Below are 12,881 nucleotides of genomic sequence, written 5' to 3'. Positions count from 1 at the left end.
GAGCAGTGCAGCATGGTGATGGGAGCACGGGTCGGCGTGGCGGTGGCGAGTGCGCCCATCGCCGTGGTGGACGTCGTCGGGCTGGGCGGCACCTTCGCCGCGGCGCTGGCGCGGACCGCGCTGCGCGCCCCGTGGCGGGGCAACGCCTCGGTGGTGCGCAACGTCGCGGTGTCCACCACGCGGGAGTGCGTGCGCTCGCTGATCGGCTACATGACCTCCCTGCCCATCGACGAGTTCCGTGCCCTGGAGCGCGTGCTGGACGGGGTCAGCGGGGTCGCGCTGCCGCCGTTCGTGCGGGCCCAGGGAGTGCGCATGGAGGCCGTCGCCGTCGCCGACGTGCCCGGGCTGTGGTTCCGCGCCCCGGACACCGAGCCGGTCGGGACCATCGTCTACCTGCACGGTGGGGGCTACATCGGCACCTCGCCCACCATGTACGCGGTGTTCATGGCCTACCTGGCCCGCACCAGCCGCTGCGACGTCTTCGTGCCCGACTACCGCCTCGCGCCGGAGTATCCCTACCCCGCGGCCACCGAGGACGTCGTCGCGGTGATCGGCGAGCTGCTGGCGGAGGGTGAGGTCTCCTCGGACCGGCTGTTCCTCGCCGGCGACTCCGGCGGCGGGGGACTGGCCGGCAGCGTGCTCAACGACCTGGTGCTGGACGAGCTGCCGCTGCCGGCCGGGGTGGTGCTGTTCTCGCCCGAGGTGAGCATGGTGCTCAACGAGCCCTCGGTGCAGGAGAACGCCGCCCTGGACGTGCTGCCCTGGAACGTGCCCACCAACCCCTACCTGCACGGGCACAACCCGGAGGACCCGTCGGTGTCGCTGCTGCACCAGGACCTGTTGCTGTGGCCGCCGACGTTCGTCTCCTACGGCAGTGACGAGATCTTCCGGGACGCCATCCGCAGCTTCGTGCAGCGGCTGGCCGAGCACGGCGTGCCGCACGAGGCGCACGAGGTGGCGGAGATGTTCCACGTCTTCCCGTTCCTGCTGCCCTGGGCGCAGGAGAGCCGCACGGTGTACCGGCAGGTGGGCAAGTTCATCGCGGGCGTGATGGCCGAGGAAGCGATCCACCCCGGGGTCGGCGCAGCCGTCAGCTAGCCCGCGGCGACCACGGGCTGGCGCAGGATCGTCCGCAGGCGTGCGGGCTCGGTCTTGCGCGGGTCGGACAGGTAGATCTCGTGGTGGCGCCCGGAGGGGCGCAGCCCCTGCGCGGGCAGGAACTCCTGGTGCAGGCGCTGCAGCGTGGGTCCTTCGCTGTCGTAGGAGCCCACGTGCAGGATCTGCGCGCTGCGGCCCTCGGGGTAGGGCTCGAAACGGGCCAGCTCGAGCGCCGGCAGGTCCTTCTCGGCCGCGGCGCGCGTGGCCTCGGCAACCAGGTCAGCGGTGATCCACTGGGGCTGGGCGATCATCACCGTCCAGTCCCAGGCGTCCTTGTCCCGCCGGGTGAACGCCGTCAGGTCCTCGGCGGACCAGAGGGCCTCCAGCGGAGCGACGGTGTGCACCTTCTCCAGCTGCCGCCTGGCCTCGGCGCGCACCGCGTAGGACAGGGGGTAGAGCGTCTGGACGGCGTCGCGGTAGGCGGCCGCCGTGTTGGGGTCGCCGTGGCCGTCGATCATGAGGAACGACAGTGTGGGCACGTCGACCACGCTGAAGCCGTCGGCCTTGGGCGCGTAGAGGCTGCGCAGCTCCTTCTTCACGTCGAAGCTCACCACGTGGTCACCTCTCCACGGTCCGGTCGGGTGCGGGCCTGACCTCCAGCATCTCGCGGTTGTGGCCCTTCTCGCCCCTTCGCCCACTGTCAGGGCCGAAACAGGTTGGCCGCGTGTGGGATACGCTTAGGGCCGAGATGGTGAACAGCGTGCTGTACTCCTGATCGTGGCGGCGGACCTGCACCGGCGCCAGCGCGAAACGGCAAACCCGACGGAAGTCGGGGACGCAAAGCCACGGGGCCCGCAGGGGTCAGCCGGGCTACCGAACGACCTGCTCGTCCTTCAGCACGTGCCGGCGTCTGCTGCGCCGCGACCCGTGGTGCAGTGCGAGGGCCACCACCACCAACACTGGGCACCTCATGACGACACTCGGACGACCCGCCATCTCGGCGATGAGGCCGCGATGACCCTGCGTGGAGCGGGGGACGGGCTGGCGCTGCACGGTGCGGGCGCGCCGCTGAGGCTGTTGCTCGTCGCGGAGCCCACGACCGACACGGCTCTCGTGCTGGTGCTGCTCACGAACCGCTTTCCGCACGCCTTCCTCGAGCTGCAGGTCGAGGTCGGCCAGGCTGCTGCGCTGGCCCGGCTGGCCGAAGACCCCTTCGACGTTGTCCTCGTGCACGTGCCGCAGCACCGGGCTCCGGGCGCGGCCGCCGCCGAGGAAGTGCGCGCCGCGCACCCCGCCACCCCGCTGCTGATCGTCACCGGCTCCACCGACAGCGACATGACCCTGTGGGCCCGGGTGGATGGAGCGCAGGCCATGGTGAGCGCGCTGCCCGGCGACCGCGCCGAGGATCGAGCGCTCCGGTACCTGGACCTGGCCCGGGGGCTCCTCGACGCCCAGGACGCACCCACCTGCGCTGTCGACCCGGAGGGTCGGATCGTCGCCGTCAACCTGGCGTGGCGCGACGTCACCGGGCGCAACGGCGGAACGGACGAGCTCTGCGGAGTGGGGGTCAGCTACCTGGACACCTGCGACCGGGCCGACCTGGACCGCCGGGGCAGCGGGACGCCGGACGCGGCGATCGTGGTCGGAGGACTCCGGCGGGTGCTCGCCGGCACGCTGGAGCTGTTCCGGCACGACTACGCGTGGCGCTCGCCCGACGAGAGCCGGTGGTTCCGCGTCCAGGTGACGTCGGCAACGATCAACGGCGGACGGGGAGCCGTGATCACCCACCTCGACACCACGAACGTGCGCGAGATCGAGCAGACCCTGGCGTACCAGTCGATGCACGACGCGCTGACCGACCTGCCCAACCGGGCCCTGCTGGTGGACCGTCTGGAGCAGGCGATCTGCGACGCCGACCGCCGCGGGCTCGGAGTGGCGGTGGCCCACCTGGACCTGACCAACTTCGAAAGGGTCAACCACCGGGTGCAGTACAGCGGAGGAGACCGCGTCCTCGTCCAGGTCGCCCAGCGCCTCCTCGCGCAGCTTCGGCCCGGCGACACCCTGGCTCGGGTGTCGGGGGACGAGTTCCTGGTGCTGTGGCGGGACCTGGACCTCGACGACCCGGAGGAGGTGCTCGCCCTGGGCGCGGGGCTGGTGACGGCGCTGGAGCAGCCCTTTGGCGCCGCCGACCTGCCGATACCGGTCACCGGGAGCGTCGGCATGGCGCGACACGTCACGGGTCGCGATCCCGAGCGAACCTTGAGCGCGGCCCGCCTGGCCCTCGCTGACGCCAAGACCCGAGGCCCCAGGAGCGTCGCCCTGTTCACGCAGGAGCTCGAGGAGGCGGTGATCGGCCGGACGACCCTGGAGACGGAGCTGCGGAAGGCGCTGGCGGGGAACATCACCCAGTTCGTCCTGCATTACCAGCCGGTCGTCGACCTCACGACCGGCACGGTCGTGGCGGTCGAGTCGCTGGTGCGGTGGGAGCACCCGGTCCTGGGCCGGGTGGGGCCGGATCGATTCATCCCGATGGCGGAGGCGACCGGCCTCATCCACGTGCTGGGAGGCTGGGTGCTGGACCAGGCCGTCCGGGACGCGGTCGCCATGACGCACGAGGGTCGCGAGCTCGACGTCGCGGTCAACTTCTCTGTGCTGCAGCTCAACGACGACGCGGTCCGGCAGGTGCAGCAGGTGCTCGAGACCAGCGGCTTGCGGGCAGGGCGTCTGATGATCGAGGTGACCGAGTCGGCCTTCGTCGAGGACGAGGATGCCGTGGTCCGAACCCTGGAGGCGCTGTCGCAGCTGGGGGTCAACGTCGCCATCGACGACTTCGGCACCGGCTACAGCTCGTTGCACTACCTGCGCCGCTACCCCATCAACACCATCAAGATCGACCGCGAGTTCGTTGCCGGCATCGGGACCAACGTGGACGACGAGGCGATCTGCGAGAGCATCGTCGGCCTTGCTGCCGCCGTGGGTGCCGCGACCATCGCTGAGGGGGTGGAGACGGCGGAGCAGTACGCCTTCCTCCACTCGCTGGGATGTCAGCACGGGCAGGGCTTCCTGTGGTCGCGGCCCGTCCCGGTCGACCAGCTCGGTGCAGCCATCGCCGCCTGCGGTGACGTCCCGGTCGCCTCGGCGCGGTCCCGGACGTCCCGGACGTCGGCCGGGCCGCGGACACCACGATGACGGACGAGAGGGGGACGGACGAGAGGGGGACGACGAGTGGGCCCGCGGTGCCACCGTCCGTGGCGGCCGCGCGACTGGCCGGCCCTGCACACCAGGCCAGCGGGCGTGCGTACCCGCTGAACGCCGCCGTGCCCGATCCGACCGCCGTGGCCGCTGAGCTCGCCGCCACCCAGGCACTGCTGCGCGCGGGGTCAGCGGCGGAGGTGAGCGCCATCGTGTCCACGCTCGTCCACGACCTCGGCGGGGCCCTCGTGGTGGCCCGCTACGCCGACCCGGCGACAGCAGTCCCCCTCGACGTCGCGCTCGGTCTGGCGGAGCCGCTGCTGCCGTGCGCCGACCCCGTCAGCGTCGCGGCGATGCGCCTGCGAGCGGTGCTGCCGGAGTTCCTCGAGGCGGCGCGGCTCGTGCTCTCCCGCATGCGAGACCAGGAGCGGCGAGAGGAGGAGGCTACGCGCGACCACCTGACGGGTGTCCTGACGCGGCGAGCCTGGATGCGGCGTCTATCCAGCGCGGCGCCAGGCGATGGCGTCTGCCTGATCGACCTCGATCACTTCAAGAGCATCAACGACACCGGCGGCCACGCGGCGGGCGACAAGGTGCTGCGTGCGTTCGGTGCCCTGATGCTCCGCACCTTCCGCCGTGACGACGCCTGCGGACGCTACGGCGGTGACGAGTTCGTGTGCCTGACGCCCGGGCTGGCCGGGCCGAGCCTGGTGGCGATGGGTGAGCAGGTTCGGCAACGCTGGGAGTCGGAGCAACCAGCAGCTGCGACGCTGATCGGGCTCACGATCGGGGTGGCAGAGGTGGGCGAGGACGGCGGTCGGGCAGCGCTGCAGCTGGCGGACGCGGCGATGTACCGGGGCAAGAGCGCGGGCCGCAACCGCACGGAGCTGGGCTGTACCGCTGGGTCTGGCCGAGGTGGACCCACGTGAGTGCACCCGCCGACCCGTGCGCGGCCTATTTCCGCACGGTCGAGGAGTTCGACCTCCACGGAGCCAGTGACCTCGTGGTCGGGCTCCTGGACGACGGCATGCCGGTGGACCGGATCATCACCGAGGTCCTTGCGCCGGCGCAGGTGAGCGTCGGTCAGCGATGGGAGTCGGGCCAGTGGTCCGTCGCCGACGAGCACGTGGCCACCTCGGTCACCGAGGCAGCGCTCGCCGCGCTGACCTACGCGGCGGTGCCCCGGCGGGGCGAGCACACCCGGCACGTGGCCGTGGCCTGCGTGGAGGGGGAGTGGCACAGCCTGCCGGCCCGGATGGCGGCTGCCATCGCGGGAGCGACGGGTGAGCTGCGGGTCACCATGCTCGGACCGTCCATGCCGGCTGAGCAGCTGCACCGTCGGCTCTCCGTCGGCGACATCGACGTGGTGGCGCTGTCCTGCTCCATGCCGACCAACCTCGTCGGCGCCGCCCGCTGCATCGCGGTGGCGCACGACCTGGAGGTGCCTGTCGTCGTCGGCGGCCGGGCTCTCGGTGCCCACCCGCGCCGGGCGCAGGCCATCGGGGCCGATGCCTGGGCGGTCGACGCTGGGGTGCTCCTGGAACCTCCGCCCGCGCTCACCGGACGCACCAGGGACGTGCCCACCGAGGTGCTGCTGCTCGACACCGTGGACGACGCGATCATCGGGCGGGCCCACGACCGGATGCTCGGTGCGTTCCCCCGGCTGTCGAGCATGACGTCGTACCAGCACGCGCGCACCCGGGAGGACCTCGGGTGGATTGTTCGGCACACGGCTGCTGCTCTGCTGACCGACGACGCGAGCATCGTGGGCGATGCCCTCACGTGGCTGTGCACGCTGCTGCGCGGGTTCGCGCCGGCGTCGGTGATCACCGGCACCGCTCAGCTGCTGGCGGAGACGCTCGAGCCGCAGGCGCCTGCCGGGGCAGCCATCCTGCGCCAGGCCATCGACACCACAGAGGGTGGCCTGAGGCTGGTGGGCGGCGACCGCATCACCTGAGCGCAGCTGTGCACAAGCACGCCCCGCTGTCCCCAGCTGCGGTGAACGGTGCACGCGGTGGGTGGCACCTCGGCACGCTGGCGGTCCTCAGTGGCCGAGACCCTCGGCGACGCGACGCACCGGGGACCGCCGTGAACGCTGCGCAGACACACCCGTCCGAACCACCCGCCGACGGTGAGCAGTCGGTGCTCAATTCACGAGCGGTGCTCAATTCACGAGCGGTGCCCAATTCACGAGCGGTGCCCAACCCGCGAGCGGTGCTGGGCGCGCACGGGGAGGACGTGGCCTCCCGCTACCTCACCGAGCGGGGCCTGGTGGTGCTGGACCGCAACTGGCGCTGCCGCCAGGGCGAGCTCGACCTGGTCGCGGTGGACGGGCAGACGCTGGTGGTGGTGGAGGTCAAGACCCGCACCGGTGTCGCGTTCGGCCATCCCGCCGAGTCGGTCACCCGCGAGAAGCTGCTGCGGCTGCGGCGCCTGGCGCAGCTCTGGCTGGCCGCGCACCGGGTGGGCTGGGTGGAGGTGCGCTTCGACGTGGTGTCGGTGCTGGTGCGGCCCGGCCGTCCGGTGGAGGTCGAGCACTTCCCGGGGGTCTACTGATGGCGCTGGGGCGGGCGCACTCGGTGGCCGTGAGCGGGGTGGACGGCCAGCTGGTGGAGATCGAGGCCTACCTGGGCAACGGGCTGCCCGGGGTGCACCTGGTGGGCCTGCCCGACACCGCGCTGCAGGAGTCGCGCGACCGGGTGCGCGCGGCGGTGGCCAACTCGGGGGAGAAGTGGCCCACCCGGCGCATCACGCTGGCGCTGTCGCCGGCGACGCTGCCCAAGGTGGGCTCGGTCTACGACGTGGCGCTGGCCTGCGCGGTGCTCCGAGCGTCGGGGGAGGTTCCGGCGCGGGCGATGGAGACCACCGTGCTGCTGGGCGAGCTGGCCCTGGACGGGCGGCTGCGCCGGGTGCGCGGGGTGCTGCCGGCGCTGCTCGCCGCCCGCAGCGCGGGCTGGCAACGAGCGCTCGTCCCCACCGACACCCTCGCCGAGGCGGGCCTGGTGGACGGGATCGAGGTGTACGCCGCCCCCACGCTGCGAGCAGCGCTGGCGTGGCTGCGCGGCGCCGGTGAGCTGCAGCGCCCCGGTGCTCGGGTGGTCGCCGAGCAGCACCTGAGCACCGACCTGGACGAGGTGGTGGGCCAGCCCGAGGCCCGGTGGGCGCTGGAGGTCGCCGCCGCCGGCGCGCACCACCTGCTGCTCACCGGACCGCCCGGCACCGGCAAGACCATGCTGGCGCAGCGCCTGCCCGGGTTGTTGCCCCCGCTGGGCGACGAGGAGGCGCTGGAGGTCACCGCCATCCACTCGGTGGCCGGGCTGCTCAGCGTCGAGCAGCCGCTCATCACCCGACCGGTGTTCGTGGCCCCGCACCACACCGCCTCGGTGAGCGCGCTGGTCGGTGGCGGCTCCGGGCTCGCCCGCCCAGGGGCGGTGAGCCAGGCCCACCGCGGCGTGCTCTTCCTGGACGAGTGCCCGGAGTTCTCCGCCCGCGCGCTGGAGGCGCTGCGCACCCCGCTGGAGGACGGGGAGGTGCGCATCGCCCGCCGCGACGGGGTGGCGCGGTACCCGGCCCGCTTCCAGCTGGTGCTCGCCGCCAACCCGTGCCCGTGCGCCCCCGCTCGGGAGCTGGACTGCGTGTGCCCGCCCACCGCGCGGCGGCGCTACCTGGGCAGGTTGTCCGGGCCGCTGCTGGACCGGGTGGACCTGCGGGTCCGGATGCGGGCGCTGGCGTCGAGCGCGCTGAGCGCGGAGGCGCCGGAGAGCACCGCCGCGGTGCGAGAGCGGGTGGGCCAGGCGCGGGAGGCTGCGGCGCAGCGGTGGAGCGGGCACGGCTGGCGCACCAACGCTGAGGTGCCCGGCCCCGCCCTGCGCCAACGCTTCCGGCTCGACCGGGCAGCGCTGGCCCCGCTGGAGCAAGCGCTGCGCAAGGGCCAGATCACCGCACGCGGGGCCGACCGGGCGCTGCGGGTGTCCTGGACGCTGGCCGACCTGGCCGGCGCGGCGAGCCCCGGGGCGGCCGAGGTGTCCACCGCGCTGGGCTTCCGGGACCGGAGGGCGGCATGAGCACCCGGGCGGTGGACAGCAGGCTGCGCGACTGGGCGTACCTGTCCGGAGTGGCCGAGGCGCCGTGCGCGCCGCTGTCGGCGTTCGTGGCGGAGGTGGGCCCGGAGCAGGCGGCGCGGGCCCTGCGGGAGCGCACCCTGCCACCGGCGCTGGACGGGCCTACCCAGAGCCGGCGCCACCGCGACACCGTCCGCGCTGACCTGGACCTGCTCGCGGTTCTCGGCGGCCGGTTGGTCACCCCGGACGACGAGGAGTGGCCCAGCTGGCGGTGGCTGGCGTTCAGCACGGCGACCGCAACCGGGGTGCGCGACGCGGTGGCTCCGCTCGCGCTGTGGGTGCTGGGCACGGCGCCGGTGGAGGAGCTCACCCGTCGGGCGGTGGCCATGGTGGGCACCCGGGCGGCCAGCGGCTACGGCGAGCACGTCACCGCCGAGCTGACCCACGACCTGGTGGCCGAGGGGTGGACCATCGTCTCCGGCGCGGCCTACGGCATCGACGGTGCCGCACACCGCGCGGCGCTGGCCGCGGGAGGACGCACGGTGGCTGTGCTCGCCTGCGGGGTGGACCGCGCCTACCCCGCTGGCCATGCGGCCCTGTTGCGGGAGATCGCGCGAGAGGGTGTGGTGATCAGCGAGTACCCGCCGGGCACCACCCCCGCCAAGCACCGCTTCCTGGCCCGCAACCGGCTGGTGGCGGGCCTGGCCGACGGTGTCGTCGTGGTGGAGGCCGGCTGGCGTAGCGGGGCCCGCAACACCGCCACCTGGGCACGACACCTCGGGCGTCCGGTGCTGGCGGTGCCGGGCCCGGTCACCGCGCTCAGCTCGGCGGGGTGCCACCGGATGATCCGCACCGGGGAGGCGGTGCTGGCCACCAGTGCCGCGGAGGTGATCGAGGAGGCCGGGCGCATCGGGGAGCTGGCCGGGCCCAGGCAGGGCGAGCTGGACCTGCGGCCCACCGACGGGCTCGACCGGGTGAGCGCCCAGGTGCTCGAGGCGTTCCCGGCCCGCGGTGCGGTGAACGAGCGGCAGCTGGCGCAGCAGTCCGGGCTGCCGCTGGCGCAGGTGCGCGGGGCACTGCCGCTGCTGGAGATGGCGGGCTTGGCCGAGTGGACGGAGCAGGGCTGGAACCGGGCCCGCTAGCGGGCTGGCCGCAGAACCTGGTCCCGCCAACCAGAGGAGTCCGGGACGCGGGCGCACTGCCGCACGGACATCTGCTGCTCGCCGGTGGGGTGGACGGTCTTCGTCCGGCCCCACGGCACAGTGGGCCGGTACCGTCAATGACATGACTACAGGCGACGTGACTACAGCCGCAACACAACCCGTCCGCATCGGTGTCCAGCTCCAGCCGCAGCAGGCTCCTGACTACGGCATGATCCGCGACGCCGTGCTGCGCAGCGAGGAGCTCGGGGTCGACATCGTCTTCAACTGGGACCACTTCTTCCCGCTGTACGGCGACCCGGACGGCCCGCACTTCGAGTGCTGGACGATGCTCGCCGCCTGGGCCGAGCAGACCGAGCGGGTGGAGCTCGGCGCCCTGGTCACCGGCGGCGGGTACCGCAACCCCGACCTGCTCGCCGACATGGCCCGCACCGTCGACCACATCAGCGGTGGACGACTGATCCTGGGCATCGGTGGCGGCTGGTTCGAGAAGGACTACGAGGCCTACGGCTACGAGTTCGGCACCCCCGGCTCGCGGCTGCGCACCCTGGGGGAGAACCTGGACCGCATCGAGCGCCGCTTCGCGCTGCTCAACCCGGCGCCCACCCGGGAGATCCCGGTGCTCATCGGCGGCGGCGGCGAGCGCAAGACGCTGCGGCTGGTGGCCGAGCACGCCCACATCTGGCACAGCTTCGCCGACCTGGAGGCCCTGCGGCACAAGAACCAGGTGCTCGCGGCGCACTGCCAGGACGTCGGGCGCGACCCGGCCGCCATCGCCCGCTCGGTGTCGTTCCCCAAGGAAGGGGGCGCGGTCGCCGAGGACTTCGTCAACGAGGGCGTCAGCCTGTTCACCGTGGGCGTCGGCGGGCCGGACTACGACCTGACCGAGCTGCGCGACGCGATCGCCTGGCGCGACGCCCGCTAGGAGGGACCGGCGATGCCCCGCACCCGCCGGCCCAGCCCGGTGGGCAGGCCGTCGGCGCACTGCCGGCGCACGATCTCCTGCAGCCGCTGCAGGGTGTCGGCGGCAAAGGGGCTCACCCCGCGGGTCTGCAGGCTCACGTGCAGGTCGAGCTGCTCACCGCTGGCGGCACGGTAGCCACCGGTGAGCGAGTACAGCTCGTGGAAGGTGTGCAGCCGCTTCGCGTCCACCCCGACCAGCCAGGAGTCCACCGCGATCTCCTCGCCCAGGCGCAGCTCGCGCTCGTAGGCGATGTGGGCGTCCACGACCATCTTTCCGCAGTGCCGCTGGGCCACGTAGCTGTCGCCGAGGCCGAGGTGCTCGGTGAGCGCGGCGTTGGACTCGTAGATGAGCAGCCCGTAGTGGCGCGAGTTCATGTGCCCGTTGACGTCGATCCACTCCGGCTGCACCGACCCGACGAAGCCGCGGAACGGGCCGGCGTTGGTGGTGGTGGGCGCGGTGCTGTCCATCAGGGCTGCCTCCGGGGTGTGCTCAGCGGGGAAGCCTGGAGTGTCGCCGCACCGCCCGGCCACGCACCGGGGAAGTCCCGGTGGTCGGGTGCGCCCCGGACCCGGCGCCAGCGGCGTGGCGCTTGACCCAGCGTCAGCGCTGCCGCACGGTGTGCGGGTGAATGCTCCCTCCGCGAAGGTGCCTGGCTCCGACGAGTCCCTGCCCGTGCCGTTGCGCGAGGCGCTGCAGGCCTTCGGTGAGCACCTCGAGCTGGAGGGCGGCCGGTCGCGGCACACCGTGCGGGCCTACCTGGGTGACGTCCGGTCCCTGTTCCGCCACTGGTGCGGGGCCGAACCGGCGGTGACGGGCCTGGACGGGCTGACGGTGCAGGTGCTGCGCTCCTGGTTGGCGGCACAGTCCGGTGCGGGCGTCGCCCGCACCACCCTGGCGCGGCGCACGGCGGCCGTGCGCAGCTTCACCGCCTGGGCGCTGCGCACCGGCCGCACCACCAGCGACCCTGGCACCCGGCTGGCCTCCCCGCGCGCGCACCGCACCCTGCCCGCCGTGCTCCGCCCCGACCAGGCGGCCCAGGCGGTGGACGCTGCCGCGCTGGGTGCCGAGCAGCACGACCCGCAGGCGCTGCGCGACCACCTGGTGATGGAGCTGCTCTACGCCACCGGCATCCGGGTGGGGGAGCTGTGCGGGCTGGACCTGGAGTCGGTGGACGCCGAGCGCCGGGTGCTGCGGGTGCTGGGCAAGGGCGGCACCGAGCGGTCGGTGCCCTACGGAGTGCCCGCGGCACGGGCGCTGGACGCCTGGCTGCAGCACGGGCGCCCGCACCTGGCGGGTCCGCGCAGCGGCGCCGCCCTGCTGCTGGGCGCCCGCGGTGGCCGCCTCGACCAGCGGGCGGTGCGCCGCACGGTGCACCAGGTGGTGGGCACCGTGCCCGGCGCGCCCGACCTGGGCCCGCACGGGCTGCGCCACTCCGTGGCCACCCACCTGCTGGAGGGCGGGGCCGACCTGCGGGTGGTGCAGGAGCTGCTGGGGCACTCCACCCTGGCCACCACCCAGCTGTACACCCACGTCAGCGTCGGCCGGCTGCGCGCGGTGCACGAGCAGGCTCACCCCCGCGCCTGAGGCCCGCTCACTCCGCCCAGGGCTTGAGCCGCACCGGCCAGCTGCCCACCAGGCGCAGCGGGTCGAGGTAGGTCTCGCCCCGGCGCACCCCCCAGTGCAGGCACGCCGCGCCGGGGCAGCCGGCGTGCCCGGCCTGCAGCACCCCCAGCACCTGGCCCTGCTGCACCGGCGCACCTGCGGCCACCTGCGCCGTCACCGGCTCGTAGGTGGTGCGCAGCCCGCTGGGGTGCTGCACCGACACCACCCCGCGCCCGGCCAGCGGCCCGGCGAAGACCACGGTGCCCGCACCGGCGGCCAGCACCGGCGCCCCCGCTGCGGCACGCAGGTCGACCCCGCGGTGTCCCGGCCCGTACACGCTGGCCGGCGGCTGGAACGGCCGCGCGACCAGCGGCCACCCGCCCAGCGGCCAGGAGTAGGTGCCCCGGGGAGCCGGCACGTCGGGGGCCTGGGTGGGCACGGCACTGGCCGCTGCCGACGGCGTCAGCAGCACCGCGCACAGCAGTGCCACCACCCCCAGCACCCAGCTCCGTCGCCCCACCGGACGACCCTCACCCACCTGCGTCCGAGAGCCCAGGCGCGCGCGGTGTGCTGTGCACGAGGGCTGGTCGCTGTGCACAGCCACGGGGGTCGCGCAGGTCGGTGGTGCAGGTCGTGCCCGGCAGGTCGTACACTGGGCCCGCGACCTGTGCGTGCACAGGCCGACTTCGCGCGCCTGAGTCCCACCCGTTCCACCAGGTGGACGGTTGCCGGCGGTCCCGCAGGAGCGGGTCCGGCATCCTTCTCGGGCGCCAGGGCGCTGGTCCACCCGGCCAGCGCGACAAA

The 12,881-nt window shown here is 73.7% G+C and carries 12 protein-coding genes and 1 riboswitch; of the genes, 9 read left to right on the top strand and 3 right to left on the bottom strand.

Annotation, left to right across the window (positions count from 1 at the left end):
* Positions 1 to 12: 12 nt before the first annotated feature.
* The gene (locus AC3YNX_RS14300) at positions 13 to 1,098 is read left to right on the top strand and encodes an alpha/beta hydrolase (RefSeq protein ID WP_489995868.1); all 1,086 of its coding nucleotides are present in this window, start codon (positions 13 to 15) and stop codon (positions 1,096 to 1,098) included.
* On the opposite strand, the gene AC3YNX_RS14295 is transcribed toward AC3YNX_RS14300, so the two are convergent.
* Positions 1,095 to 1,709, bottom strand: coding sequence for a GyrI-like domain-containing protein (locus AC3YNX_RS14295; protein WP_489995867.1), 615 nt, complete (start codon positions 1,707 to 1,709; stop codon positions 1,095 to 1,097). The genes AC3YNX_RS14300 and AC3YNX_RS14295 overlap by 4 nt on opposite strands.
* A 191-nt stretch (positions 1,710 to 1,900) precedes the next feature.
* Positions 1,901 to 1,976, top strand: a riboswitch (cyclic di-GMP riboswitch).
* 136 nt (positions 1,977 to 2,112) lie between these two features.
* Here AC3YNX_RS14295 and AC3YNX_RS14290 point away from each other — a divergent pair.
* The 7 genes from AC3YNX_RS14290 to AC3YNX_RS14260 all read left to right on the top strand — a co-directional run bounded on the left by AC3YNX_RS14290 (position 2,113) and on the right by AC3YNX_RS14260 (position 10,436).
* The gene (locus tag AC3YNX_RS14290; RefSeq protein WP_489995866.1) at positions 2,113 to 4,287 is read left to right on the top strand and encodes a putative bifunctional diguanylate cyclase/phosphodiesterase; all 2,175 of its coding nucleotides are present in this window, start codon (positions 2,113 to 2,115) and stop codon (positions 4,285 to 4,287) included.
* A gap of 59 nt (positions 4,288 to 4,346) precedes the next feature.
* The gene (locus AC3YNX_RS14285; protein ID WP_489995865.1) at positions 4,347 to 5,219 is read left to right on the top strand and encodes a GGDEF domain-containing protein; all 873 of its coding nucleotides are present in this window, start codon (positions 4,347 to 4,349) and stop codon (positions 5,217 to 5,219) included.
* Positions 5,216 to 6,247 (top strand): cobalamin B12-binding domain-containing protein, encoded by a 1,032-nt coding sequence (locus tag AC3YNX_RS14280; RefSeq protein ID WP_489995864.1) that lies wholly within the window; start codon positions 5,216 to 5,218, stop codon positions 6,245 to 6,247. The genes AC3YNX_RS14285 and AC3YNX_RS14280 overlap by 4 nt, the downstream gene beginning before the upstream one ends.
* A 221-nt stretch (positions 6,248 to 6,468) precedes the next feature.
* Positions 6,469 to 6,846 (top strand): YraN family protein, encoded by a 378-nt coding sequence (locus AC3YNX_RS14275; RefSeq protein ID WP_489995863.1) that lies wholly within the window; start codon positions 6,469 to 6,471, stop codon positions 6,844 to 6,846.
* Entirely contained in the window at positions 6,846 to 8,354 is a 1,509-nt protein-coding gene (locus AC3YNX_RS14270) for a YifB family Mg chelatase-like AAA ATPase (protein ID WP_489995862.1), read from the top strand. The genes AC3YNX_RS14275 and AC3YNX_RS14270 overlap by 1 nt, the downstream gene beginning before the upstream one ends.
* Positions 8,351 to 9,493: a DNA-processing protein DprA gene (gene dprA, locus AC3YNX_RS14265; RefSeq protein ID WP_489995861.1), complete on the top strand. Its 1,143-nt coding sequence runs from the start codon at positions 8,351 to 8,353 to the stop codon at positions 9,491 to 9,493. The genes AC3YNX_RS14270 and dprA overlap by 4 nt, the downstream gene beginning before the upstream one ends.
* 142 nt (positions 9,494 to 9,635) lie before the next feature.
* Positions 9,636 to 10,436: an LLM class F420-dependent oxidoreductase gene (locus AC3YNX_RS14260; protein WP_127782739.1), complete on the top strand. Its 801-nt coding sequence runs from the start codon at positions 9,636 to 9,638 to the stop codon at positions 10,434 to 10,436.
* Here the strand turns inward: AC3YNX_RS14260 and AC3YNX_RS14255 are convergent.
* Positions 10,433 to 10,942, bottom strand: a complete 510-nt coding sequence (locus tag AC3YNX_RS14255; protein WP_489995860.1) for a thioesterase family protein — start codon at positions 10,940 to 10,942, stop codon at positions 10,433 to 10,435. The two genes, AC3YNX_RS14260 and AC3YNX_RS14255, sit on opposite strands and share 4 nt — an antisense overlap.
* 157 nt (positions 10,943 to 11,099) lie before the next feature.
* Here AC3YNX_RS14255 and AC3YNX_RS14250 point away from each other — a divergent pair, with 157 nt between their 5' ends.
* Entirely contained in the window at positions 11,100 to 12,059 is a 960-nt protein-coding gene (locus tag AC3YNX_RS14250; RefSeq protein WP_489995859.1) for a tyrosine recombinase XerC, read from the top strand.
* Positions 12,060 to 12,066: 7 nt separating this feature from the next.
* Here AC3YNX_RS14250 and AC3YNX_RS14245 read toward each other — a convergent pair whose 3' ends face one another.
* Positions 12,067 to 12,597, bottom strand: a complete 531-nt coding sequence (locus tag AC3YNX_RS14245) for a peptidoglycan DD-metalloendopeptidase family protein (RefSeq protein ID WP_489995858.1) — start codon at positions 12,595 to 12,597, stop codon at positions 12,067 to 12,069.
* Between the last annotated feature and the right edge of the window lie 284 nt (positions 12,598 to 12,881).

The sequence above is a fragment of the Rhodococcus sp. Z13_19A genome, from assembly GCF_058133575.1.
The sequence above is the reverse complement of the archived record's forward strand: the minus strand, read 5'-3'. Positions and strand labels throughout refer to the sequence as shown.

What these genes read in the sequence shown, in the direction of transcription:
- AC3YNX_RS14260 (WP_127782739.1), top strand. Translation starts at nt 9,636, where the DNA reads ATGACTACAGGCGACGTGACTACAGCCGCAACACAACCCGTCCGCATC.
- AC3YNX_RS14290 (WP_489995866.1), top strand. Translation starts at nt 2,113, where the DNA reads ATGACCCTGCGTGGAGCGGGGGACGGGCTGGCGCTGCACGGTGCGGGC.
- AC3YNX_RS14270 (WP_489995862.1), top strand. Translation starts at nt 6,846, where the DNA reads ATGGCGCTGGGGCGGGCGCACTCGGTGGCCGTGAGCGGGGTGGACGGC.
- dprA (WP_489995861.1), top strand. Translation starts at nt 8,351, where the DNA reads ATGAGCACCCGGGCGGTGGACAGCAGGCTGCGCGACTGGGCGTACCTG.
- AC3YNX_RS14255 (WP_489995860.1), bottom strand. Translation starts at nt 10,942, where the DNA reads ATGGACAGCACCGCGCCCACCACCACCAACGCCGGCCCGTTCCGCGGC.
- AC3YNX_RS14300 (WP_489995868.1), top strand. Translation starts at nt 13, where the DNA reads ATGGTGATGGGAGCACGGGTCGGCGTGGCGGTGGCGAGTGCGCCCATC.